A 24,184-nucleotide genomic window follows, 5' to 3' on the forward strand; every position below is an offset into this window, starting at 1 on the left:
ATGTCCGAACCCAGACTCATCATCCTCGACGACGAACCCATGGTCGGCCACACCATGGAAGGCATTGCAGAGGCCGCCGGCTATCGGGTGCGCCTTACGGTCGACGCGGACGATTTCTTCCGCGCCCTGCGCGAATTCCGCCCGGACTGCATCGCCATCGATCTGGTCATGCCGGGCATGGACGGCGTGCAGGTCATGGAATCGCTGGCCAGCGCCGGCTGCAGTGCCGGCATCATCATCACCAGCGGGTCCGGTCAACGCGTGCTGGATGCGGCCAGTCGGGCGGCAAGCGAAAACGGTCTGCGCATTCTCGGCGTGTTGCACAAGCCTTTTCGCCCGGCCGAAATGCGTTCCTTGCTGTTGCGCCAGAGCGGCGAACAAGTCATGCCGTCGCTTGCGGACAGCAACGCCACTCGCGAGCTGCAGCTTGGCGTGGGGGATCTGGTCGAGGCCTTGCACCTGGACCAGCTGTTTCCGGTCTACCAGCCGCGCATCGACTGCCGCTCGGGGGCAATCGCCGGTTTCGAGGCGCTGGCTCGCTGGCAGCATCCGCGTCATGGCCTGGTGCTGCCCGACGAGTTCATCGCGCTGGCCGAATCAAGCAACTACATCGACGCATTGACCGAGCAGCTCTCGCGCAGGGCGCTCACCTGGTTCGCCGGCCTGCTGGCAGGTCACGGCCTGCCGTCCGAGGCCATGGTGTCGCGCCACTGGCTTGCCCGTCTGCGCCTGTCGATCAACATCTCGCCGTTGTCGCTGGCCAACGAGGCCTTGTTCGAGCGCATGCTCGAACACATGCATGCGCTCGACCTTGCGCCCGAACGCATCGTGCTGGAACTGACCGAATCCAGCGCCATGGCCAATCAAGCGGCGTCGCTGGGCTTTCTGACGCGCCTGCGCATCAAGGGCTTCCAGCTCGCCATCGACGATTTCGGCACCGGCTACTCGTCCATGCTGCAGCTCGTACGTCTGCCGTTCTCCGAGATCAAGGTGGACAAGTCCTTCGTGATGACCTGCCGCGCATCGCAGGAATCCCGTTCGGTGACCCGTTCGGTCATCGATCTGGGGCGCAGCCTCGGGTTGGAATCCACCGCTGAAGGCGTCGAGTCCGAGGAAACCCTGCGTTTTCTGCGTGAGATCGGCTGCGATCTGGTGCAGGGTTTCCTGATCAGCCCGCCGCTCGATGGCGACGGCATGCAGAACTGGGTGGCCGAACGCTGCCGCATGGACGAACAATCCCGCCTGCGCAGTCTGCATGGGCTGGGCCTGCTCGATACCCCGGCCGAAGAGCGCTTTGATCGCATCACGCGTCTGGCGCGACGTCTTCTCGACATGCCGATGGCGCTGGTCGGTCTGATTGATTCCGAGCGTGAGTGGATGAAATCCGTGCAAGGCGTGGAGCTGTCCGAAGTGCCGCGCGAGCATGCCTTCTGCACACACGCTATCCAGGATGACGCGGTATTCATCGTGCCCGATGCCCGTGAGGACGAGGCGTTCCGTGACAACCCGCTGGTCTGCACACAAGAAGGTCTGCGCTTCTACGCGGGTTGCCCGCTGGTCATGCCGGACGGCGCCAGGGTGGGCACGTTGTGCGTGATGGACCGCGTACGTCGGGACTTCGATAAGCACGCAGAACAAGTCCTGCGCGACCTTGCGAGCATGGTCGAGGGTGAATTGCAGGTGGACGCCCGCAGCACCGGCGACCCGATCACCGGCCTGCTCAATCGCGACGCGTTCGAATCACGTGCCGGCGAGTTGCTCGCACTTTGCTGCAAATACCAGCGCAATGCGACCTTGATGCTGTGCGATCTTGACGGGTTCTGGGATATCGACGATACCGCCGGCGACGGCGAGCGCATGTTGCGTGCCTTCGCGCAGATCCTGCGCGAAGCTTTGCGCGGGTCCGATCTGGTCGGGCGTTTCGGTGGCGACGAGTTCGTAGTGCTGCTGAGCGACACCGACGCTGCGGGCGCCGAGGCGCTCTTGGCCCGTCTGCGCGCACGGGTAGGAGAGCACGCACGGGCCAACCCCAATGGCTTTACGCTGGATTTCAGCTGCGGCATCACGGTCTGCACGGCCGGTGATCACTACAGCTACCAGCGCATGCTGAGCCGCGCCGACGAGATCATCTACGAGGTGCGCAAGCAGCGCGCCTAGTGAAAATCACGGCTGCGTGCCGCCAGATTTCCGAGCAGGGCAGAGTGGTCCACGACACGCCCGGCAATCAGATGCACGACCTTGCCCTCACGTCGGATCTGACCGTACACCCCCAGCAAGCGCGCACCGAGCAGATCACGGCGCTGCCGCTCCAGCAGCTCGACGCTGACGATCACGTTCACCACCCCGGTTTCGTCTTCCAGCGTGACGAACATCGTGCCTTTCGCGCTGCCAGGACGTTGGCGACACGTCACGATGCCTACAGCACGGGCAAGCTGCCGGTCGGCGCAGTTCATGATGTCGGCGGCCGTCACGAAACGCATTGCGGCCAGACGTTCGCGCAGCAGCGCCAGCGGATGCCGCCCAAGCGTGAAACCGAGTCGGGCGTAATCGGCAATCAGCGCTTCACCTTCGCTCGGCGGCGCCAGCTCGGCGCTCTGCTCATGCACCGGTGCTTGCGCCAGCACCCCTTCGCCGTGCTGCAGGGCGGCGGCCTGCCACAGCGCCTGACGGCGATGGCCGGCGAGGGAGGCCAGCGCGCCGGCTGAGGCCAGCTTGCCGAGTTCGGCGGGTTCCAGTCTGGCGCGCACGGCCAGATCGTCGACCGAAGCGAAAGCCTGCTTGCTGCGCGCGGCAAGCAGACGTTCAACCGAGGCATGCGAGAGCCCTTTCACCAGCCGCAAACCGAGTCGCGCAGCGGGATCCGGGCGGACGGGCAGAGCATGCGTTGGAATGTTGTGATCTACCGCTTCCAGCGTGCAATCCCATGCGCTGACACAGACATCGGGCCCACGCACGACAACGCCGTGGCGCTGGGCGTCCTGGATCAATTGCGAAGGCGCATAGAAACCCATCGGCTGGCTGTTGAGCAGGCCGCACAGGAAGGCGGCGGGGTGGAAGCGCTTGAGCCACGAAGAGAAATACACCAGCAGCGCAAAGCTCGCCGCGTGCGACTCGGGAAAGCCGTAGCTGCCAAAGCCTTCGATCTGGTCGCACAGACGCTGTGCAAACTCCGGCGCGAAGCCGCGCTCGGCCATGCCTTCGAGCAGACGCTGACGGTATTGCTCCAGCTCGCCCTTGCGTCGCCAGGCACCCATCGAGCGGCGCAGGTTGTCGGCATCTCCCGGCGTGAAACCGGCTGCGACCACCGCCAGTTGCATGACCTGCTCCTGGAAAATCGGGATGCCCAGCGTGCGCTTGAGCACCTTGTGCACATTTGCATCCACGCGGGCATCGGCGGAAGTGGGGTAGGCGACTGGCTGTTTGCGGGCATCCTGCTCGCGCGCCTTCAGGTAGGGATGCACCATGCCGCCCTGGATCGGGCCAGGGCGCACGATGGCCACCTCGACCACCAGATCGTAGAACTTCTCGGGCTTCAGCCGCGGCAACATGGTCATCTGCGCGCGCGACTCGACCTGGAAAACGCCGACCGAATCGGCGTCCGATAGCATCTCGTACACGCCCTTCACCTCGCGCGGGATGTTGCCGAGATCAAGTTGCCAGCCGCGCCAGTCCGACACCAGCGCCATCGTGCGGCGCAGACAACTGAGCATGCCCAGCGCCAACACGTCGATCTTGAGCAGGCCGACGGCGTCCAGATCATCCTTGTCCCACTGGATGACGGTGCGATCGACCATCGCCGCGTTCTCGACCGGCACCAGTTCATCGAGCCGCCCACGCGCGATGACGAAACCGCCGACGTGCTGCGACAGATGGCGCGGGAAGCCGATCAGTTCGGAGGTGAGTTCGAGCAGCAGGCGCACGTTCGGAGCGGCCGGGTCCAGCCCGGCGGCGCGGATGCGCTCCGGATTGGCCTTGCGGCCGTCGAACCATTGATGCTCGCTCGACAGACGATCCAGCAGATGCAGCGGAAAGCCCAGCGCGCGGCCCACGTCGCGCAACGCGCCGCGCACCTGATAGCGGATCACGGTAGCCGCCAGTGCCGCGCGTTCGCGGCCGTATTTGCCGTAGATGTACTGGATGACCTCTTCGCGCCGCTCGTGCTCGAAATCGACGTCGATGTCCGGCGGCTCACCGCGCTCGCGCGAGATGAAACGCTCGAACAGCATGATGCCCAGCTCCGGATCGACCTCGGTGATGCCCAGCGCCCAGCACACCGCCGAGTTCGCCGCTGAGCCGCGGCCCTGGCACAGGATTTTCTGCCGACGCGCGTACTGCACGATGTCGTGCACGGTCAGGAAATAGGCCTCGTAGCCAAGCTCGATGATGAGCGCCAGCTCGTATTCGATCAGGCCACGGATGCGCGCCTGCGCTGCGTCACTGCGTGGGGCAATACCGTAGCGCCAGACGAGGCCGTCTTCGACCAGCTTGCGCAGCCAGCTCGCAGTCGTGTGGCCTTGCGGGGCGAGTCCGTCGGGGTATTCGTAGCGCAGTTCGTCGAGGCTGAAGCGGCAATGCGCCGCAACGGCGCAGGCTTCATCGAGTAGCGCTTGCGGATAGCGACGACGCAAGGCCTCAGCGCTATGCAGATGACGGCTGGCATTGGGCGCCAGCGCCAACCCGGCTTCATCGAGCGGACAGCGCAGCCGCGTGGCGGTGAGCACGTCAGCCAGCCTGCGGCGCGCGCAATCGTGCATCAGCGCACCCGTTGCGGCCAATGCCGGCACACCGGCAGCGTCTGCGGCCTGGAGCAGGGCGCACAGTCGCGCTGCGTCATCCGGCCCGTCGGCCAATTCGATGGCCAGTCGCGCATCCTTACCGAATGCGCCACGCAACCAGGTCGCGTCGGCTTCGGTGGATGCTGCATCCTCCGCCACAAGCAGCGCAAAACAACCGGGCAGGCCGTGGGTCAGGTCTTCGCGCGCCAGTCGGTATTCGCCCTTGGCGGCTGCACGTCGTGCCTGCGTGATGAGCCTTGAGAGCGCGGCATACCCCATGCGGTTGCGCACCAACAGCACCAGCAGCGGTCCGTCGACCAGTCGCATCTCGGCACCGACAATGAGCCGGGTTGGCAGCTCCAACCGTTTGATTTCGCGGTGCGCCCGCACGATGCCGGCAAACGAGCACTCGTCGGTCAGCGCCAGCGCCGCGTAGCCCAGCTGTGCCGCGCACTGCACCAGCTCCTCGGGGTGCGAGGCACCGCGCAGGAAGCTGAAATTGCTCAGACAGTGGAGTTCGACAGGGCGTGACATCAACAATGTTTCGATAACTGTTTTTATATACAGTATATCGAACGAACCCAGGCACGCGCCAACGTGGCGAGGTTCCTTGCCGGAGCCAAAATTCAGGCGGAATACAGCACGGCTGCCGCTATGCTTCCCCTTCGGGCATCTCCAGCAACACCACCAGAAGCCTTTTCCGGGAATTCTTCATGTCGGGATCGCAAACCGCAGGGCCGAGCGTGATTGCATCGCAATCGCTGTGCAGCGCCGTGGTCGAAGACCCCGCCATGCAGGCTGCGCTGCAGCCGTGGATTCCGATGGAGTGCTATCAGCTCAGCCACGGGCGCGAGCTGGCGCAGCTCGATACGCTCGATCTCGGCGCGCAGCAGATCGTGCGCGAGCGTCAGGCCACGGCGGTGCAGAAGCTTGGAGTCACACCGGCTGACATATGCACGCTGTCGTATTGCACACCGGACCCACGCTTCCGCTTCTCCGAGCTTCGCGCTGAAAGCGCTGGCACGGTGTTCTTCATGCCGGCCGACACCGAATTCGATCTGTATGTGCCCGCGGGCGCCGAAACGGCCTACATCAGCTTCAGCCAACAGGCATTCCTCGCGGCAGCGCGCATCCTCGATCCGTCAGCCTGGGAAAAGGCGCCACAACACATCCAGCCACTGCAGGGCGCACAGCAGTCCGCGTTTCGGGCAGCAATCGAGCACCAGCTGCATAGGCCCGATTCACCCCTTGTGACGGATCTGATGCATGTCGTGCTGCAAGCGGCCGAGGGCAGCAGCGCCGAAGTTTCGCCGGTCGAGCGCGAGCGCGCATTTCACGTCTGTCGCAAGGCGCGGGAGTGGGTCGATGAATGCCTGGCCGGCGATGTAATTCCCGGCGTTGTCGAGTTGTGCGCCGCGCTGGGCGTGTCGGAGCGCGCCCTGCAGTACGCCTTCAGGGCTTATGTCGACATGTCGCCGCTGACCTATCTGCGCCTGTGCCGGCTGAACCGCGTGCGCGCCGTGCTGCGCGCTGCCGATCCAGCCACCACGCGCGTCACAGAGGTTGCGATGCGCTTCGGTTTCCTGCACCTCGGGCGCTTTGCGCAGGAATACCGTCGCCTGTTCGCCGAAAGCCCGTCGGCCACGCTCGCAGCCTGAGACTCAGAAGCGGTACTGAAGGCTCAGCTGGCCGCTGAAGGCGTTTTCATCGCCGCTCAAACGCGCGTGCTCGACGTCGAGAACCAGCTCCAGGCTCTCGTTCAGGTCAATTCTGGCCCCCACGCCCACAAAGCCTCCGCTCACGCGGCTGTCCGAAGCCACGCCGTAGCGGAAGTTGCTGCCAGCCAGACTGGCCTGCACATCGTCGGCGTTGCTGCGGCGGGAGAGGGCGCCTGCACGCGCGGTGAGTTCGCCCCCGTCGATCTGCCATGCGCCTTCGAGCTGCACGCGGGTAGCCAGCGTCTGCAGGCTGCGGCGGCGCACGTCGAGGTTGGCGTTGGTGGTGCCGCGCTCGGCGTAGGCGTCGTAGCGTGCGGCGGTGTAGCTGAGTGTGGCCGACGGGCGCAGTTCGAAACCGGGCCGCAGGACAAAGGCGCTGCTCACCGTCAGCGACGGGCTGATGAAATAGCTGTCGGTGTTGCTGCGGGCGGTCTCCAGCCCCTCGATGTTGTCGAGTACGGCACGCTTGCCGTCGTGTTCCTCACGCCCGGCCAGCAACGATGCCGTCAGCTGCACCGCGCCCAGATCGAAGTGGCCATACACACCGACAAACAGGCTGTCGCTGTCGCGCTTGAACGAATCACTGTCGGTCTTGCTGCGCGCCAAGCCACCCACGAAACCAACGCGGGTATCGCCAAAGCTTTGCTCATGGCCGGCCATGAAGCCGCGGTAGTCATGGTCGTAGGCCTGAACCTGCGATTCCGCACCACGCTCGCCGCTGTAGCCGAACACCTGGCCCCACACGCTCGGCCCCTGTTCCTGGTGCAGCGCGCCCGGCGCAAGTTCCGTGGCTGCGACCTGCACCGGCTTGAGGGCGGGCGTGCGCCCGCTGCGCTGGCTGATGCTGCGGTGTGCTCCGCTGGTCAAGGCGGAGAGGGTGTGGCCCAGCACGGATTCGCCGGTGGGATCGGCCACCACCACGCTGTCACCGATGCGCACGGCGTTGTCGATGTGCAGATTGATGTTCTCGGTGTTGGCAAAGGTGAGCACTGCCGAGCCAACGCCGCCATGGATGTTGGCCGTATCCACGCCGTCGCCCAGATCAATCGCACCCTCGATGCGTGAGCCCGCCAGAACGTTTACGGTCTGGGTGCCAAAGCCGCCCAGGATGGCGAAGGACCCGCTGCCGCTTGCCGAGATCAGGCCGCCATTGTCGAGCGTGGCGTCGTTGCCATCCAGAAAAACGGCATGGGCTTCGTCGCCCGTCGTACGCACGCTGCCGCCATTGCGGATCAGGGCGTTGATGTTCAGCACGTTGATACCGTGCGCTTCGTCGCCAGTGGTGCTGACTTGCCCGCTGTTGTCGATCACCACATCGGTATTGCCGGAGCGGATGCCGTCCGCGTTGTCGCCCGAGGTGCCGATGTTGCCGCTGTTGGTGATCCGGGCGGCGGCACCTTCCGATCGAATGCCATAGGCGTAAGAGCCGGCGGTGTGAATGCTGCCGCGGGTGTCGATCGTGGCGCCATCGCCCGAGGCGTTGATGCCGTGCGACGAGTTGCCACTGGTCGTGACATGGCCGCTGTTCGAAATCCGGGCATCCACACCGCGGGAATCGATACCACGCGATCCCCCGTCTGAGGTTTGGATACGCCCGCTGTTGTCGATGCTGGCGGCGATATTATCGGGCTGCGAGAAGATGCCGTGCGCGCCATAGTCAAGCGTGGTGATCTCGCCGCTGTTGAGGATGCGGATCCCGGCATGCGAGTTGGTCGTGACGATACCGTAGGAAAGCGTTCCCTCGGTGACGATGCTGCCGCTGTTCGCAACGAGCTGATTCTCACCTTGGGTACGGATCGCGTGGTTCCCATACCCGATGGTATGAATCTGCCCGCTGTTCTCGATACTGACGTCGTCGCCCAGGGACTTTATGCCTATGGTGTTGCTGCCGTCTGTGTCAATGCGACCGCTGTTGCGGATGCTGGCGCCATCGGACTGACTGGAAATCCCGAACGACTGATTCCCGGTCACGCTGATGGTTCCGAGGTTGGTGATTGTGGCGTTGGTGTTCAGCGCATTGATGCCGTGCGCTTCGTCTCCGGTGGTGCCGATATGCCCGCTATTTTCGATGACGACGTTGATATCGCCCGAGCGAATGCCGTCTGCCCCGTAGCTCGAGGTGATGATGCTGCCGCTGTTGGTGATCCGGGCGTTGGCACCTTCGGAGCGGATGCCATAGGCCTGCGCCCCTTCGGTGCGAATGCTGCCACTCGTGTCGATCGTGGCGTCATCGCCCGAGGAGTTGATTGCGTGGGCCCCGCCGCCAGAGGTTGTGATGTCACCGCTGTTGGTGATCCGGGCCTCCGCGCCTTCGGAGTAAATGCCATTGGCGGATGCCCCGGTCGTGCTGATGCTGCCGTAGTTGCGCACAACGAGTCCGTCGCCAGACGCTTGAATGGCATATCCATTCGCTCCCGCCGTCGAGATGCTGCCGGTGCTGGTATTCGTGATGGTGGCGTTGGCGCCAAAAACGCGAATGGCGCGCGAATCCTCGGCAGTCGCGCGAACAAGGCCGCTGTTCTCAATCGTGCCGTTCGCACCGCTGACGCTGACCGCAGGCCGCACATCGACTCCGCTAGTGACGCTGCCGCCGTCCTCGATGATGCCGGTCTCGTTGTCCCCGTCGAGCGACTGCAGGCTCGTCACGTCCTGGCCGTTGGTGATCACGAAGGAATCCGCCAGTGCGTGCGGCACATGGGCAAACAACGCGCAGACAGCGGTCAAGGACACGGTCGCACAGCGCGCCTTGTGCCCCATGGGGTTGCCGATGTTGCGGATCGCCTTGGCGAGCACGCTTTCGCTTGCGAAGTCCGTCGTTGCTGCTGTCACCATCTTGGCCTTGTCCTGAAATCGGTAAAGGCGACCAATCTAGGGAGACAGGCAAGGCGCCGCTATCCGCTTTCCGCAAAAGTGCAGGTGCGCGTGCGGTTTTACGAGCGCCGGATTCAAGAGCAAACAACGGAGTGCCGGCGCGCAGAGACTGTGGAACCATTCGCCCCGAGACCACCCGTGGAGCACCCGATGAAGGCAAGCAGCCGCCGCAGCGCCGAAGACACCGCCCGCGACCCGCGCTGGGCCGCCGTGCTGGCGCGCGACGCGGCTGCCGACGGGCGCTTCTGGTATTCGGTGGCGAGCACCGGCGTGTACTGCCGCCCGAGTTGCGGCGCACGCACGCCGCGCCCCGAGAACGTGCGCTTCCACGCCAGCACGGCAGAGGCCGAACAGGCCGGGTTTCGCCCCTGCCAGCGCTGCCGACCCGATCTGCCGCCGCGTGCCGAGCGCGATGCCGCGCGGGTGGCCGAGCTGTGCCGGCACATCGACACGGCTGAATCCACGCCGACGCTGACCGAACTCGCGCAGCTGTCCGGCTGGAGCGCGTCGCACCTGCAGCGTGTGTTCAAAGCCGTCACCGGACTCTCGCCGCGTGAGTACGCTCGCGCGCTCAAGGCGGGCAGGGTGCGCGAGGCCCTGGCCAGTGCGGTTTCGGTGACCGATGCTTTTGTGGATGCCGGCTATGGTTCCAGTGGGCGCTTCTACGAAGAGGCCGGGGCCGTGCTGGGCATGACACCGAGCGCCTATCGCGCCGGTGGGGCGGATGCGGAAATCAGCTTTGCGCTCGGCCAGTGCTCGCTCGGTGCGATTCTGGTGGCCGAGAGCGAGCGTGGTATCTGCGCCATCTCGCTGGGTGACGATGCCGAGACACTGCTGCGCGAGCTGCAGCAGCGCTTTCCGCAGGCCAGGCTGATCGGCGCCGATGCGGCTTTCGAGCAGCGCGTGGCGCAGATCGTCGGCTTGATCGAGGCGCCGGGCCGCGGCACCCATCTGCCGCTCGACATCCGCGGCACCGCTTTCCAGCAGCGGGTGTGGCAGGCCTTGCGCGACATCCCGGCCGGCACGACCTTGAGCTACGCCGAGATCGCACGCCGCATCGGCGCACCCGAAGCCGTGCGGGCCGTGGGCAGTGCCTGCGCGGCCAACGTGCTGGCGGTGGCGATTCCGTGTCATCGCGTGGTGCGCAGCGACGGTGGTCTGTCGGGCTATCGCTGGGGCGTGGAGCGCAAGCAGACCTTGCTTGAGCGCGAACGGGCCGACGCGCTTCGCTACAATGAGCCACCCGAGGATCCGCCCGCAGGAAGCTCATGACGCCGCACATCCGCTACACGATCACCCCGCATCACCCCGAAGCCCACCTGTTCCGCGTTACCTGCACGGTCACGCAGCCCGATCCCGCCGGCCAGCAGTTCAGCCTGCCGGCGTGGATTCCGGGCAGCTACATGATCCGCGAGTTCGCCCGCAACATCGTCACGCTGGAAGCCGAGGCGAGCGGCAAGCCGGTGCGCCTCACCAAGCTCGACAAGCACACCTGGCGCGCCGCGAAAGTCCCGGCCGGACAAACGCTGAGCGTCACCTACGACGTCTACGCGTGGGACCTGTCAGTGCGCGCCGCGCATCTGGACCAGACCCACGCCTTCTTCAACGGCACCAGCGTGTTCCTGTGCGTGGCCGGGCAGGAGGATCAACCCTGCCTCGTCGACATCCGCCCGCCCAAGGGCAAGGCCTATGCACAGTGGCGTGTGGCTACTGCGCTGAGCACGGCCAAGGGCGAGAAGGGCGCGGCCAAGGAATTCGGTTTCGGCCTGTACCGCGCAGAGAACTACGACGAGCTGGTCGATCACCCGGTCGAAATGGGCGACTTCACCCACGCCCGCTTCAAGGCTGGCGGGGCCAAGCACGATTTCGTCATCACCGGCCGCCACGACTGCGACCTCAAGCGCCTCACCACCGACCTCGAGAAGATCTGCGACTGGCAGATCAACCTGTTCGGCAAACCCGCGCCGGTGGACCGCTACGTGTTCCTGACCATGATCGTCGGCGACGGCTACGGCGGCCTCGAACACCGCGCCTCGACCGCACTGCTGGCCAGCCGCAAGGATCTGCCGTATCCCGGCATGGTCGGCCAGAGCAAGGATTACCGGACCTTCCTCGGCCTGTGCAGCCACGAGTATTTCCACACCTGGAACATCAAGCGCATCAAGCCCGCGGCCTTCACGCCGTATGACCTCACGCAAGAGAACTACACGCAACTGCTGTGGGCCTTCGAGGGCATCACCTCGTATTACGACGACCTCGCGCTGGTGCGCAGCGGCGTCATCACGCCGGCCGACTACCTGGAACTCATCTCCGCCACCATCTCGCGCGTGCTGCGCGGCAGCGGCCGCCTCAAGCAGAGCGTGGCCGAATCGTCCTTCGACGCCTGGACCAAGTTCTACCGCCAGGACGAAAACGCCCCCAACGCCGTCGTCAGCTACTACGCCAAGGGCTCGCTGATCGCGCTGGCGCTGGACCTGCAGTTGCGCGAAGCCAGCGGCGGCAAGACCAGCCTCGACGACGTCATGCGCCTGCTGTGGAAGAACTACGGCCAGACCGGCGTTGGCGTAGCCGAAGACGGCCTGTTCGACGCCGTCGCAGAAGTCGCCTCCGGCATTTCGGCCGAAGCAGCCAAACGCATTACCGACAACCTGAAACGCAGCGTCAGCGGCACCGCCGACCTGCCGCTGGCGCGCCTGCTCAAGCCCTTTGGCGTCGACTACAAGGCCACGGCGGCCTCGGCCACCCCGACGCTGGGCGTACGCATGGGCTCTGGCAAGGAAGCGAAGATTTCGGCCGTGTTCGACGACGGCCCGGCGCAGCAGGCAGGGCTTTCGGCCGGTGACGTGTTGGTGGCGATCGACGGTCTCAAGGTCACAGGCAGCGACCTAGAATCCATGCTGTCGCGCCGCAAGGCGGGCGACAAGGTGCGCGCCCACGCTTTCCGACGTGATGAACTGATGGAGTTCGAGGTGAGGCTGGCCGAAGCGCCGACCGATTTTGCCCAGCTCGCACTGCAAGGCAAGCCAGCGGTCACCGCGCATAAACTGCGCCAGGGCTGGCTCGAAACTTAGGGTGGCAGTTAGCGCATTAGTCCCATCTCGCGGGTAAAGAGTGTTCCTGTAGGAAAAACGCCCTAAGATGTAAGGCGCATAACGCTGTTCGACTCTCAAAGGGACGTGCAAGTGCGAATGTGCTCGCCCCGCTGAAGAAGCAACCACTGCGATCGCAGCGGTGGAAACTGCAGGACATAAGCGATAAACGAGAAATTTTTGCGTCTTAGTCACCGGACAATTCCACCATGGCTCTAGTGTTCCAGTACGGCTCAAATATGTCGGTTGCCCGCCTCAACGGCGATGACCGGCTTGCAGGTGACGCAAAGGCAATTGGCGTCGCAACGACCGTAGAGCCGTTTGAACTCGTTTTCTCGGTGTGGAGCAAATCGAACAACTGCGCGGCGGCAGATCTTCTGCCTAGTCATGCGGGTACAACTATCTACGGTGTGATGTACGAAATTCCGGACTTCTTGTTGTCGCGCGATACGGCGAAGGAGAGAGGCCGCAAGTCCCTCGATGCAATTGAAGGTGAAGGTACTAACTACGTCCGCGCATTCATCGATGTTGTTACCAACGATGGAACAACTGTCCGTGCCATAACTTATGTCGCGAAGAACCGCCAAGCCAATTTGAAGACTTCGGCCACCTACGTCAGCCACATCCAGGCTGGTCTTCGAGAGCACAACATGCCCGCGAAGTATTGCCAGTACGTTCGATCCAAGATCGTCGAGAGCAATAGGGAACTAGACGGTGTCTTGCCGTAGTAACGCTAAACGCATAACCTTTTAATCGAGCGGAGCTGCGCAAAATCCGCGCAGGGCACTCAGCGCCGCGGCAGGGGAACTATGAACGCTGATACGATGGATGATCTGAACAGGCTCAATGCCTGCTTCTTGTACATGGATGCGGCTTACCTATTCCGCAACGAGCAAGTCACCGATCATTGCAAGCGCACGATACTTCGCTTTCTATTTATACAGATCGACAACATCCTAAAGCTCGCCGGAAGAACAAAGAACAAGCTCCGGAAGGAACACTTGATTACGAAAGCCGACGGAGATCGAATTAAGAAATTGATAGGGGTATTGGCCAATAGCTACGATCACGCATATGACACGATACGTGACAAGATCGCTGCCCATAGCCAGCCGCTTGACCTCATATCCCTCCTCAACTGGTGGAACGATATTGACCAAACTACCATTGCCATCTTTTACGAAGACGCCAAAAAAATTCAGAATGCGTTTTCGTCCGTTAAGGGTGTGAATTTTGGACATATTTCCGACTACGCGCGGCTGTCAATTCCCGACACAAGCCCTATATTTCTGGCATTGAACCCTCAAACTCCTTCCTTTTCGTCAGATAGGCTCGGATTGTCGAAGCCCAATGTGGTGTCCATGATCGCCTGCCACTCATCGCAAGAAAAGGCACAAACCATTCTTTCTATAATCGACTTCCTTGAAATCGATTTTTCTTTGACCGCCGCTACAGCTCCCCCTAGTACAAATTACCAAAAATTACTCTTTGATATAGGCTGGTTGCTTGCCATGGTGGACCTGTGTGCGCTCATCGACAATCTTTTCCATGACAATCAATACGATCAGTCTTTGCTTTCCCACTGGAAGGCTGACATGGCTGGCTATGAGATCCTTTCAAGGCTTGATAAGAGTCGGGACGCTCTTATTGAGGGGCGAATACGCGATATAAGAAACACTCTCGGCGCTCATCTTGATTCGTCTCGCAAGCTGCCAGATATTTTGACTCAGTTCAACTCGATTGATCTGTCCTCTGTGCATGGATATGCATGCAATTTGGTGAATTCGTTCTTTGATGCATGTCGTCAAGACATTCGCACTGGAACCTTCTGCATTCAGAATATGCCAATTAACGGCATAGTTTCAGTTCAGAGAAACGGCTACAAGCCATTTGAAGCGTGACTCTTGCCCCGAAATGAGGTGATCTTGGACTGGGATTTGGTCTATATTTTAGCCTACTCTAAAGCCCCTTAGATATCGCCAACTACCGTAAAACGCACAGGTTTCATGGTTGAAAAGTCCTTCGAATGGCCCGACTACCCATGCCCAGAGTGCGGCTGGAATGAGGCATGGGAGGTCGTAAAGTGCAGAAACCAAGGCGGGTCAATTCAGTACCTCTACATGTGCAACTGCGGGCACCGAACAACACACTTCATCTCAAAGAAGGTTGTCTTAGCAGCAGGCATTGAGGCGCGCGAAGTTGAGCCGAGGCGGCCACGGCACAAATGCGAAGTATGCGGCGCCGATGGCGCCGAAAACCACCACTGGGCTCCATTCCATCTTTTCGGAGATGAGGCTGACCGTTGGCCCCAGTCGTACTTGTGTCCGCCGTGCCACAAGCGTTGGCACGATCTTGTCACTCCAAACGCAAATGGCACTCGAAAGGCATAACATCGCGCTCAAGATCGCCCCCTTCGATCGCTTGAACGCGCCGCCAGCGGCGCGCCGTTTAGCTCAACGTTATCCCGCTATGGAGGCGCTGTGGCCATTTCGATAAGCCCGTCTTACCCGGACTCGAAGCTTGATTCGCCATCCATCGACGATGTCATCGATGTCTATGAGGATCGGGTCCGTAACTGGCTATTGGTACCCGCGAAGAACGTTCTCACTCAGGAGCATGGGCAACCTTCGGCGTTCTGCATTCTCCTCACATACTTCGAAGGCGCTTGGAGTTACGCGGTGCGCCAGTCCTCGAAGAACCGCTCCAAGGAGTTCTTCTGTAGTGGGTTTGTGGATGTATTCAAATCTTCTGACGTGCCCGGCCCCGTTCTGCGTCGGATCGGTGAACTTCTCTACTGTGACGCTCGTTGCGGATTCTTCCACGACGGTATGTTCCGCGAGCGTGTTTACTTCGCGGAGATGAATCGCGACATTGTTTTAACCCTTCCGAAGAAGGACGGCGTTCTGGATCTGGAAGGGGAAATTTCCTCGGTCCTGATCGATGTTTCCCGCTGTCATGCCGCAATAGTTCGCCACTTCGATGTCGCTATCACCCGTCTACGCGAATCAAGCAATGCGTCCGACCGAGAGGCGTTCTTCGCTTTCTTCAAGTCTCAGTGTGACTGGGAGAAGCCAGGCCCCATCATTGCGCTTCAGGGGCCCACGGCGTAGGGGGCTAACTATGCGCCGTTCAAGCGGACTGTGGGGACAGGACAACGTGTTTCCTGACATTCAGACGGCCCGCAATCGCTTAACGCGCCGTTTGCGGTTGTCATCAACGTGACGTTTTCGTAATGGACTGCGATCAAGAACCCTCGCGCTTCGCAAACTTCCGTCGCCAGTAATACCAAGCAGGGTAAGCCACGCAGACGGCGACGATGAGGATGAACCCCATGCTCTGCCAGAAGGCAATGGGATCAGTCGCCAGCACGTATTCGCGCGCCGGGCGGCGGAAGGCGATGCTGCCGGTAGCGATGGCGCGGGCCGCCATGCCGAGCAGGCCGACCGCCGGGGCAAACCACACCAGCAGACCCAGGGCGATGATCAGCCGGTCGAGCAGCGGCGTTGCGCGGCTGCGTGGCCGCTCGATGCTTTCAACGCCGTGCCATACAGCAAGCACACCCGCCACCGCAGTAATCAGTGGCGAACCGGCCAGCACTGCGCCGAGCAGGGTGGTGGTGAGCTGCAGCCAGAAGCCTTCCAGCGGTTCGATGTACGCCCACACCGGGCCGATGTTGCGAAAGGCTGCGAGGGTGAGCGGCAGGGCGATCAGAAAGATGATCAGGGCACGAAAAGCCTGACGTCGACGGAAATCGCCCTCGATTTCGTCGGGGCAGCGCTGCGGGAAGGGGAACATGGTGTGGCCGTGCTGGAATGTGCCGGCAGTCTATCCAAAATAGCCGTGCACGTACCAGTCGCCATCACCCCGCAACTCACGGAACACCCACCACAGCGCGTTTTCGCGGCTGCGGGCGACAAAGTATTCGCGGCACACATCGTCACCATCCCACCAGCCGGATTCGATGCGCTCCGGCCCGGCCACGAGTTGCAGGCCATGCAGTGAAATGAGTGGTTTCGGCGTCTCCAGCAGCCAGGCCGGGCGATTGCCGGCCGGGCAAGCCTGCGCTGTCGGCCGACCCATTGCCGGTGACTTTCGGCAGGCCCGTTCCGGCCGGTGATCAGGCCACGGCGAGGGGCGAAACAGGGCTTCGTCACCCAGGCGGGCGCGCAGGCGGTCGAGCAGCAGGGTGACGTTCTCGCGCACCTGACCGGCGTCGCCAAACAGGTCGGGCGTGTGGCCGGGACGCGCCACCGGCGCATCGGCAAACAGGCGCACGGCCTCGACGGGCGCAACCAGATTCAGCACGGACAGATGCTCGCGCGCCAGCAGCATCAGCCGCGCGGCGTCGCGCGAAGGCGAGCCGCTGACAATGTCGAGGCGGGTGGTGGCGCCGTCTTCGTGATCGAGCAGCAGCTCAAAGCGGTCGCAACCCGCCTGCAGGCCGTCGAGCCAGGCGGTCAGGCCGGCGATCAGCCGCGCCGTGACGAACAGCAGCGGCTCGACCGTGTCCGCCGGCACCGGCAAGGCAATGCAGGCCGTGTGCTGGGCGGGCGGCACATGGCGCGGCCGCGGATCGGGCGTTTCACCGCGCGCCAGCGCCAGTGCGCGCATCAGGGCTGCGCCCTGACGCCGCGCCAGGCCTTCGCGCGGCAGGCGACGGGCCTCACCCAGCGTGCGCAGGCCGATGCCGGTGAGCAGTTCCAGTGTGGCGTTTGAAACCTCGCTGCCGGCGCACACGACCTCCAGCGGCAGGGCATCGAGCGCGCGCTGCCAGCCGGGGTTGTCTGCAAGCAGCGTGTCGGGCCGTGCCAGCGCTAGCCAGTGCGCAGCCAGCGGGGTGGGCGCCGCGGCGATGTGAGCGTGCAGACCGAGTTCGGCCAAGCTGTGACGCAGTTCGCGCAGCAGCGGATCGAGTCCGCCAAACAGGCGCAGGCTGGCCGCAACCTCCAGCAACAGCGTGTGCGGTGGAGCGAGGCTGACGGCTGGCGTAAAGCGCCCGGCCCAGGCGGCAAGCTCCTGCAGCGTGGCGGTTTCAAGCGCGGCATCACGCTCGCGCAGCAGCATGTCAGGGGCCAGGGCGCGTGCGGCGGAAAGGCGCTCGCCCGCAGCTACGCCGAGATCCTGCGCAGCGGTGTTGGCCGCGAGGATGCGCGCCGGCGGGCCGTAGTCGACCACTGCCAGCGCCGTGTCGTCAGACGAGCCGCGCGTGAAGACCTGCAGCGGCAGATCGGGGAAGGTGAGGGCGATCCACAACATCGTCAGGCGGGCACCTCGATAACCTACTGCGCGCTCAGATTGCTGCGTTGCGCGGTGCTCGGATGCTCGCCTATCCAATTGATATGTCTCGCATCCTGCGCTCCGTGCGCCTTGCACTCCAACCGCTCGCTACGGTTCTCGAGGAGCCCGAGCTTCATTTGAGAGCGTTCGAGTGGCAGCAACACCGGTGCAGCGGCAGCCGGGCCGCGGCGTTTGAGGATGTCTACGCGCAGACCGGTCGCAGCGCCGGACAACTGCAGGCGCAGGCTGGCCGGGGAGGGCTGACGCGCGGCCTGAGCGGGGCGGAACAGGAACAGCGGCGTGCCGGAATCCTCAGCCGCCAGTTGCAGGCGGCGCAGCGCTGCGGTGTCGGGACGATCGAGCCAGGCCAGCACGCAGTGACAGGCCGTTGAAGTGAGCGCCTGACGCGTCGCCCATAGCGCGGCGGCGCGCGTTTCGGGGCGAATCACCAGCAGTTGCTCAAGCTCCAGACCCTGCGCGACCAGCGCTGGCGCATAGGGCAGCCAGGGCGGAGCTACCCACAGGTTCAGCGACGGTGCGACGGCGCGTGCAAGCAGCGGCAGCAGCAGTTCGATTTCGCCGACGCCAGGGGTATCGAGCAGCAGTTCGACGATGCTGCCGCGCGGCCATCCGCCACCCGGCAACTGGGCGTCGAGCGCAGCGAAGCCGGTCGGCAGGCCAGGCACCGCGGGGCGGGCGAGGTGCTCGCCGGTCCACACCAGACCGGCGGGCAGTGATTCAAGGGCGAGGGCCACTGCATCTCCCGGATCAGGCCGGCAGCCCGTTGCGGATCAGGCCGACCACCACGCCTTCGATGGCCAGCGTCTCGCGCCGGGTGTCGACCACGATGGGCGCGAACTCGGCGTTGGCCGGAAGCAGCTGAACGATGGCGCCACGCCGGCGGAAGGTCTTGACCGTGACCTCGTCCTGCACGCGCGCGACCACGATCTGGCCGCCGCGCGCTTCGGGCGTGGCATGCACGGCAAGCAAGTCGCCATCCAGAATGCCGGCGTCGCGCATGCTCATGCCGCGCACGCGCAGCAGGTAGTCGGCGCGCGGCGAGAACAGCGCGGGATCGATGGCATGGCGTGATTCGACGTGTTCGATGGCGAGCAGCGGCGAACCGGCAGCCACCCGACCGATCAGCGGCAAACCACCCCCGTCGGCCAGACGGATGCCGCGCGCACGGCCTTCTTCCAGCACGATGGCGCCTTTGGCAGCGAGCGCACGAAGATGGGTCTCGGCGGCATTGGGCGAGCGAAAACCGAAGGCCGTGCACAACTCGGCCCGAGTGGGCGGACGGCCGCTGGCGCTGACGGTATCGCGGATGAAGTCGAGGATTTCCTGCTGACGTGCGGTCAATGCGCGGTCGGAAGAGGGCATGCGAAGACCTGTCCTGGATCGGTTTGAGAGACTGTAATTTTAAACAGTTATCGGCATCCCGCAAGACGCGTCTGCGGCACTGACCGGCTTGAGGAGGCAAGCCGCCTGGTCTATCTCTTAGGGTGTGTTGTGTTTGGCCACTCGGGACAAGCCCTGGTACGCATCAGGGCTGGAGGAGACCACCATGCCAGTCCAAGCTGCGGTCCGTTTACCTGGAGTTCAGGCCCGTTCCGGGCTAGAATCTCGCCGACGTCAGGAGGCTCGGGCACTGCAAGTCGGTGATCGGGCCCCGGATTTCGCTCTGCCCGATGCCGACATGGAAGTCTTCGAGCTCGAAGCCATGCATGGCAAACGCAATCTGGTGCTGTACTTCTATCCGCGTGACAACACTCCTGGCTGTACCCGTCAGGCGGTTGATTTCAGTGATCACGTGGATGATTTCGAGCGCTTCGATTGCAGCGTGCTTGGCGTCAGCCCGGACGATTGCCTGACGCACGCCGAGTTCCGCGACCTGCATGGTCTGTCGGTGCGTTTGCTGTCCGACGAGGACGTCGCAATCTGCAGACGCTACGGTGTATGGGAGTCGCGTACGGCCGACGGCGTTGTCCGTCCCGGCGTGACACGAACAAGTTTCATCATCGACAAGCAGGGCGTCATCCGCCACATCTTTCGCAGCGTCGCACCCGGTGGCCACGTTGCTGAAGTTCTGCAAACCCTCAGCAAACTCTGAACGGAACCCACATGCAAATCATCAAGAACACCGTTGTCACGCTGGACTACAAGGTCACCGACAGCGACGGCAACCTCATCGACGACGGCAAGAACCCGCTGGTGTATCTGCATGGCGGCTACGACGGCATTTTCCCGATCATCGAGGAAGCGCTGCACGGCAAGAGCACCGGTGAGAGCTTCACCCTCAAGCTGCAACCGGAAGACGCTTTTGGCGACTACGACGAAGAGCTCGTCATGATCGAAGGCGTCGAGCAGTTCCCCGAGAACATCGAGGTCGGCATGGCCTTCGAGCGTGTCGGTGAAGACGGTGAGGAAGATATGGTCTATCGCATCACCGACATCCAGGACGGCAAGGTCGTGGTTGACGGCAACCACCCGCTGGCTGGCATGTCGCTGGTGTTCGACGGCAAGATCGCCGATGTGCGTCAAGCCACCGCTGAAGAGCTCTCGCACGGTCACGTGCATGGCGCCGGCGGCCATCATCACTGAGCTGCACCAGCGTTAATCAAAAGGCCGCGAAAGCGGCCTTTTTTGTTGGTTTGCAAGCATCGCGGTGACTCCCACGTGAGGAGCGTGGTTTTTGTCACGACCGAGGCCGTGTGTCGCTGTCGGGACTGACTGGTATGGCACAATTCGCCACCAATCAAGGGAAACAGCCCAGTGGATCAAGTCACCGCATGAAGGTACTGGTCGTAGAGGACACCGTCACCAGCGCAACGCTGATTTGTCAGATGCTTGGCAAGATGGGGCTTTCCACCGTACATGCGCGCAACGGCGAGGAAGGCATCAAGGCCTTCATGCGGGAAAAGCCCGATCTCGTGCTGCTCGATGTGATCATGCCGGACCTGGACGGTTTCGATGTGGCACGGAGCATTCGCAAGCGCGAAAAGGGGGTCGAATGGACCCCGATCATCTTTTTGTCTGCACGCGCCAACGATGAAGACCTCGCCCACGGCATCGCAGCCGGCGGTGACGACTACCTGATCAAGCCGGTTTCCGAGATCGTGCTGCGGGCAAAGGTCGATGCGATGCGGCGCATTTCCACGATGCGCGCCACGCTGGTCCAGCTGACCCGCAAGCTCGACGAAGCCAATCAGGAGCTGGAGCGCCTGAACGCCATCGACGGCCTGACCGGCGTGGCCAACAGGCGGCGTTTTGACGAATCATTGCGGCATGAATGGCGCCGCGCCGCGCGCGGTGGACATCCGCTGTCCTTGCTGCTCATTGATGTGGACGAATTCAAGCCTTTCAATGACGGCAACGGCCATCTCGCCGGGGATGAGTGCCTGAAGGATCTGGCGCGCTTGCTGGAGACTTCGCTCAAGCGCCCCTCTGATCTGGTCGCGCGTTATGGCGGCGAAGAGTTTGCCGTGGTCCTGCCGGAAACCGATTCCGAAGGCGCAATCCAGGTCGCAAACACCCTGGCCGCGGCTGTTCGGGAAGCGGCGATTCCCCATGGTTACTCGTCGGTATCGCCTTTCCTGACCATCAGCATCGGAGTCGCCACCGCCGTGCCGGAGCGCGGTGACGAGGCGGGCCATGAAATGCTCATCACCGTCTCGGATGAGGCCTTGTACAAGGCCAAGCACGCCGGGCGTGACCGCATCGTTCAGGCCGACTGAAACCGCTCAGAAGTTGTCTTTCCAGGCCCGCAAACGGGTGAAGCAATCCTGCGTGTCGCGTGGCCGCGCGCCTGTGTGCTCCGTCACACGCGTAATCACTTCGAGCTTCTCGGTACGCAGAAACGGATTGATCGCGCATTCGCGCTCTATGGAGCTTGGCAGCGTGGGCTTGCCTGCCGAGCGCAATGCCTCGCAGTGCTTGAACCAGGCATCGCGCTCGGCATTGCCCGGCTCTACCGCACGTGCAAACTTCAGATTCGACAGCGTATATTCATGCGTGCAGTACACCCGCGTATTGCCCGGCAACTGCTTCAGGCGCTCAAGCGAAGCATGCAGCTGCTCTGCCGTGCCGCCCAGCAAACGCCCACAGCCCGCAGAAAACAGGGTATCGCCCGGAAACAGCATGTCGTGACCGAGAAAGGCGATATGTGTCGCGGTGTGGCCCGGCACTTCGAGCACCTCAAAGTGCAGGCCAAGCTCCGGCAAGGCGATCAGGTCGCCCTCTGAAACCCCAGCAGTAACCCCACGAATATCATGTGCAGCCGGGCCATAGACCGGAATATCGCGCTGCGCCGTCAAGGCAGCAATCCCGCCGGTGTGATCGCTGTGATGATGCGTAATCAGAATTGCGGTAAGGTCGATGCCGTCGCGCGCGAGCCAGTCTTCAACCACCTGGGCATCGCCCGGATCAACCACCACGGCCAGATTGCCGCGGCGCAGGGCCCAGATGTAATTGTCGTTGAAGGCGGGAAGCGGCAATACGGCAAGGTCGCCGTTACCGGAAGCAGGAAAATTCATGTCGTCCCATGCAAGCCTGTCGGAATGGTTCGTAAGTCCCCAGGGCGGATACGTGCTCACGCGAGAGCAGGAATGCATCGACGCCCTGGTGGCTGATGTGTTTGGTTATAACGCATTGCAGGTGGGGCTGCCAACGCACGACCTGCTGCGCGCCAATCGCATCTCCCACCGTTTCGCCTGCGATCAGAACGAAACCGCAGCCGTGCTCGCCAACCCGAACGAGTTGCCGTTTGCGACGGCCAGCCTCGATCTGGTGGTGCTGCCACACGTGCTGGAGTTCGCGCGTAATCCGCACCATATCCTGCGCGAGATTGAACGCGTGCTGGTGCCCGATGGCAGCATTGTCATTGTTGGCTTCAACCCGTTCAGTCTGTTTGGCGTGCGCCGGCTGTGTTCCCGCAGCCGCGGCAACCACCCCTGGCGAGGGCATTACTTTTCGGTTCCGCGTCTGCGCGACTGGCTTACACTGCTGGGCTTTGAAATCGAGGCCACCCGCTTCGGCTGTCACGCGCCACCTGCGCGCTCGCCCAAGTGGCAGGAGCGCTGGCAGTTCATGGAACGTGCCGGCAAGCGCTGGTGGCCGGTGTGCGGTGGCTTCTTCGTGATTCACGCCGTCAAGCGCATGCAGGGCATGCGTTTGATCACCCCGAAATGGCGCGACCGCAAGGTACCTGCGAAGGCATTGGCGCCCATTGCGCGTGGTCGGCGCATCGCACACAAGAACAGGACATAAGGCAAGGCATGACGGACAGCGTCGACATCTTCACGGACGGAGCCTGCAGCGGTAACCCCGGCCCCGGCGGCTGGGGCGCCATTCTGCGCACCGGACCGCACGAGAAGGAAATCTGGGGCGGCGAAGCCCATACCACCAATAACCGCATGGAGCTGCTGGCCGTGATCCGCGCGCTGGAGCTGCTCAAGCGGCCGGTGTCCGCACGCGTGCACACCGACAGCCAGTACGTGCAGAAAGGCATTTCGGAGTGGATTCACGGCTGGAAGGCGCGCGGCTGGAAAACGGCCTCGAAGGAGCCCGTGAAGAACGCCGACCTGTGGCAGGAGCTTGATCGCGCCGCAAGCGCGCACAAGATCGAATGGCTATGGGTGAAAGGTCACGCCGGTCACGTCGAGAACGAGCGGGCCGACGCACTGGCACGTCGCGGCGTCGAATCGGTCCGCAGCAGCTGAGGGAGAAGCCGCCATGAGACAAGTCCTGCTCGACACCGAAACCACCGGCCTGGACTGGCGCAACGGCCATCGCGTCATCGAGATCGGCTGCGTGGAGATGGTCAACCGCAGCCTCACCGGCCGGCACTATCACGTGTATCTGAACCCCGAGCGCGAGATCGACGTCGAGGCCGAAGCCGTGCACGGCATCAGCCTGGATTTTCTGTCGGACAAGCCGAAGTTTTCGGACATTGCCGAGGAGTTTGAAGAGTTCGTGCGGGGCGCCGAGCTGGTGATCCACAACGCACCGTTTGACGTCGGCTTCCTCGACAACGAGCTGTCGCGACTGGGGCGGCAGAAGCTCGCGGCCATCTGCGCCGGCGTGGTCGACACGCTGCGCATGGCCAAGGAGCAGAACCCCGGCAAGAAGGCCTCGCTTGACGCGCTGTGCGACCGCTACGAGATCGATAACGGCCACCGTACGCTGCACGGCGCGCTGCTCGACGCGGAGATTCTGGCGGAGGTCTATCTGGCCATGACGCGCGGCCAGGAGAGCCTGATCATCGGGCTGGACGATGCCGGCCCAACCCACGCGAGCGATTCGGGCGTGGTGCTGACTGAGCGTCCACCGTTGAAGGTGCTACGCGCCGACAGCAGTGAGCTCGAAGCCCACCAGCGCGTGCTGGCTGAAGTCGCCAAGGCTTCGGGAGGGCGCTGCTTGTGGACGCCCGCAGAAGCTGAGGCAAAGACCTGAA

The 24,184-nt window shown here is 63.1% G+C and carries 20 protein-coding genes; 13 read left to right on the forward strand and 7 right to left on the reverse strand.

The annotated features are described in order from the left end of the window. Nucleotides 1-2,157: an EAL domain-containing protein gene (locus AC6H0R_RS09830; RefSeq protein WP_497581183.1), complete on the forward strand. Its 2,157-nt coding sequence runs from the start codon at nucleotides 1-3 to the stop codon at nucleotides 2,155-2,157. Here the strand turns inward: AC6H0R_RS09830 and AC6H0R_RS09835 are convergent. Then, entirely contained in the window at nucleotides 2,154-5,309 is a 3,156-nt protein-coding gene (locus tag AC6H0R_RS09835) for an error-prone DNA polymerase (RefSeq protein WP_497581184.1), read from the reverse strand. The genes AC6H0R_RS09830 and AC6H0R_RS09835 overlap by 4 nt on opposite strands. Before the next feature lie 179 nt (nucleotides 5,310-5,488). On the opposite strand from AC6H0R_RS09835, the gene AC6H0R_RS09840 reads away from it, so the two are divergent. Beyond that, the gene (locus tag AC6H0R_RS09840) at nucleotides 5,489-6,433 is read left to right on the forward strand and encodes a helix-turn-helix domain-containing protein (RefSeq protein ID WP_497581185.1); all 945 of its coding nucleotides are present in this window, start codon (nucleotides 5,489-5,491) and stop codon (nucleotides 6,431-6,433) included. A gap of 3 nt (nucleotides 6,434-6,436) precedes the next feature. Here AC6H0R_RS09840 and AC6H0R_RS09845 read toward each other — a convergent pair whose 3' ends face one another. Next, nucleotides 6,437-9,325 (reverse strand): autotransporter outer membrane beta-barrel domain-containing protein, encoded by a 2,889-nt coding sequence (locus tag AC6H0R_RS09845; protein WP_497581186.1) that lies wholly within the window; start codon nucleotides 9,323-9,325, stop codon nucleotides 6,437-6,439. 189 nt (nucleotides 9,326-9,514) lie between these two features. Here AC6H0R_RS09845 and ada point away from each other — a divergent pair, with 189 nt between their 5' ends. From ada to AC6H0R_RS09870, 5 genes are all read left to right on the forward strand, one after another. Next, entirely contained in the window at nucleotides 9,515-10,636 is a 1,122-nt protein-coding gene (gene ada / locus AC6H0R_RS09850; RefSeq protein ID WP_497581187.1) for a bifunctional DNA-binding transcriptional regulator/O6-methylguanine-DNA methyltransferase Ada, read from the forward strand. Further along, nucleotides 10,633-12,435, forward strand: a complete 1,803-nt coding sequence (locus tag AC6H0R_RS09855; protein ID WP_497581188.1) for a M61 family metallopeptidase — start codon at nucleotides 10,633-10,635, stop codon at nucleotides 12,433-12,435. The genes ada and AC6H0R_RS09855 overlap by 4 nt, the downstream gene beginning before the upstream one ends. Nucleotides 12,436-12,662: 227 nt before the next feature. Next, nucleotides 12,663-13,181 carry a gamma-glutamylcyclotransferase family protein gene (locus AC6H0R_RS09860; protein ID WP_497581189.1) on the forward strand — a complete coding sequence of 173 codons (519 nt, stop codon included), beginning with the start codon at nucleotides 12,663-12,665 and terminating at the stop codon, nucleotides 13,179-13,181. A 96-nt stretch (nucleotides 13,182-13,277) separates the two neighbouring features. Next, the gene (locus AC6H0R_RS09865) at nucleotides 13,278-14,354 is read left to right on the forward strand and encodes a hypothetical protein (protein WP_497581190.1); all 1,077 of its coding nucleotides are present in this window, start codon (nucleotides 13,278-13,280) and stop codon (nucleotides 14,352-14,354) included. 579 nt (nucleotides 14,355-14,933) lie between these two features. Then, a complete protein-coding gene (locus AC6H0R_RS09870) occupies nucleotides 14,934-15,563 on the forward strand; it encodes a hypothetical protein (RefSeq protein WP_497581191.1) in 630 nt (209 codons plus the stop codon). A gap of 133 nt (nucleotides 15,564-15,696) precedes the next feature. Here AC6H0R_RS09870 and AC6H0R_RS09875 read toward each other — a convergent pair whose 3' ends face one another. Genes AC6H0R_RS09875 through lexA form a run of 4 tightly spaced genes read right to left on the reverse strand, consistent with a single transcriptional unit; the run spans nucleotide 15,697 to nucleotide 19,113 of the window. After that, a complete protein-coding gene (locus AC6H0R_RS09875) occupies nucleotides 15,697-16,248 on the reverse strand; it encodes a hypothetical protein (protein ID WP_497581192.1) in 552 nt (183 codons plus the stop codon). A 30-nt stretch (nucleotides 16,249-16,278) separates the two neighbouring features. Next, on the reverse strand, nucleotides 16,279-17,709 hold the full coding sequence (locus AC6H0R_RS09880) for a Y-family DNA polymerase (RefSeq protein WP_497581193.1): 1,431 nt from the start codon (nucleotides 17,707-17,709) through the stop codon (nucleotides 16,279-16,281). 23 nt (nucleotides 17,710-17,732) lie between these two features. Next, entirely contained in the window at nucleotides 17,733-18,485 is a 753-nt protein-coding gene (imuA, locus tag AC6H0R_RS09885) for a translesion DNA synthesis-associated protein ImuA (protein WP_497581194.1), read from the reverse strand. A 13-nt stretch (nucleotides 18,486-18,498) separates the two neighbouring features. Next, nucleotides 18,499-19,113, reverse strand: coding sequence for a transcriptional repressor LexA (gene lexA, locus AC6H0R_RS09890; RefSeq protein ID WP_497581195.1), 615 nt, complete (start codon nucleotides 19,111-19,113; stop codon nucleotides 18,499-18,501). A 316-nt stretch (nucleotides 19,114-19,429) separates the two neighbouring features. On the opposite strand from lexA, the gene AC6H0R_RS09895 reads away from it, so the two are divergent. From AC6H0R_RS09895 to AC6H0R_RS09905, 3 genes are all read left to right on the forward strand, one after another. Then, complete coding sequence (locus AC6H0R_RS09895) at nucleotides 19,430-19,843, forward strand: peroxiredoxin (RefSeq protein WP_497581196.1); 414 nt, start codon at nucleotides 19,430-19,432, stop codon at nucleotides 19,841-19,843. A gap of 11 nt (nucleotides 19,844-19,854) precedes the next feature. Next, on the forward strand, nucleotides 19,855-20,334 hold the full coding sequence (locus AC6H0R_RS09900; RefSeq protein WP_497581197.1) for an FKBP-type peptidyl-prolyl cis-trans isomerase: 480 nt from the start codon (nucleotides 19,855-19,857) through the stop codon (nucleotides 20,332-20,334). Between the two features lie 188 nt (nucleotides 20,335-20,522). Beyond that, nucleotides 20,523-21,467 (forward strand): GGDEF domain-containing response regulator, encoded by a 945-nt coding sequence (locus AC6H0R_RS09905; protein WP_497581198.1) that lies wholly within the window; start codon nucleotides 20,523-20,525, stop codon nucleotides 21,465-21,467. A 6-nt stretch (nucleotides 21,468-21,473) separates the two neighbouring features. On the opposite strand, the gene gloB is transcribed toward AC6H0R_RS09905, so the two are convergent. Next, entirely contained in the window at nucleotides 21,474-22,265 is a 792-nt protein-coding gene (gene gloB, locus AC6H0R_RS09910) for a hydroxyacylglutathione hydrolase (protein WP_497581199.1), read from the reverse strand. On the opposite strand from gloB, the gene AC6H0R_RS09915 reads away from it, so the two are divergent. From AC6H0R_RS09915 to dnaQ, 3 genes are read left to right on the forward strand one after another with little or no spacing between them, the layout of a single operon-like run. After that, nucleotides 22,264-22,998: a class I SAM-dependent methyltransferase gene (locus AC6H0R_RS09915; RefSeq protein ID WP_497581200.1), complete on the forward strand. Its 735-nt coding sequence runs from the start codon at nucleotides 22,264-22,266 to the stop codon at nucleotides 22,996-22,998. The genes gloB and AC6H0R_RS09915 overlap by 2 nt on opposite strands. 8 nt (nucleotides 22,999-23,006) lie before the next feature. Further along, nucleotides 23,007-23,450 carry a ribonuclease HI gene (gene rnhA / locus AC6H0R_RS09920; RefSeq protein WP_497581201.1) on the forward strand — a complete coding sequence of 148 codons (444 nt, stop codon included), beginning with the start codon at nucleotides 23,007-23,009 and terminating at the stop codon, nucleotides 23,448-23,450. A gap of 13 nt (nucleotides 23,451-23,463) precedes the next feature. Further along, nucleotides 23,464-24,183, forward strand: a complete 720-nt coding sequence (gene dnaQ / locus AC6H0R_RS09925; RefSeq protein WP_497581202.1) for a DNA polymerase III subunit epsilon — start codon at nucleotides 23,464-23,466, stop codon at nucleotides 24,181-24,183. Nucleotide 24,184 lies beyond the last annotated feature (1 nt).

The sequence above is a fragment of the Pseudazoarcus sp. NS36 genome (assembly GCF_059703705.1).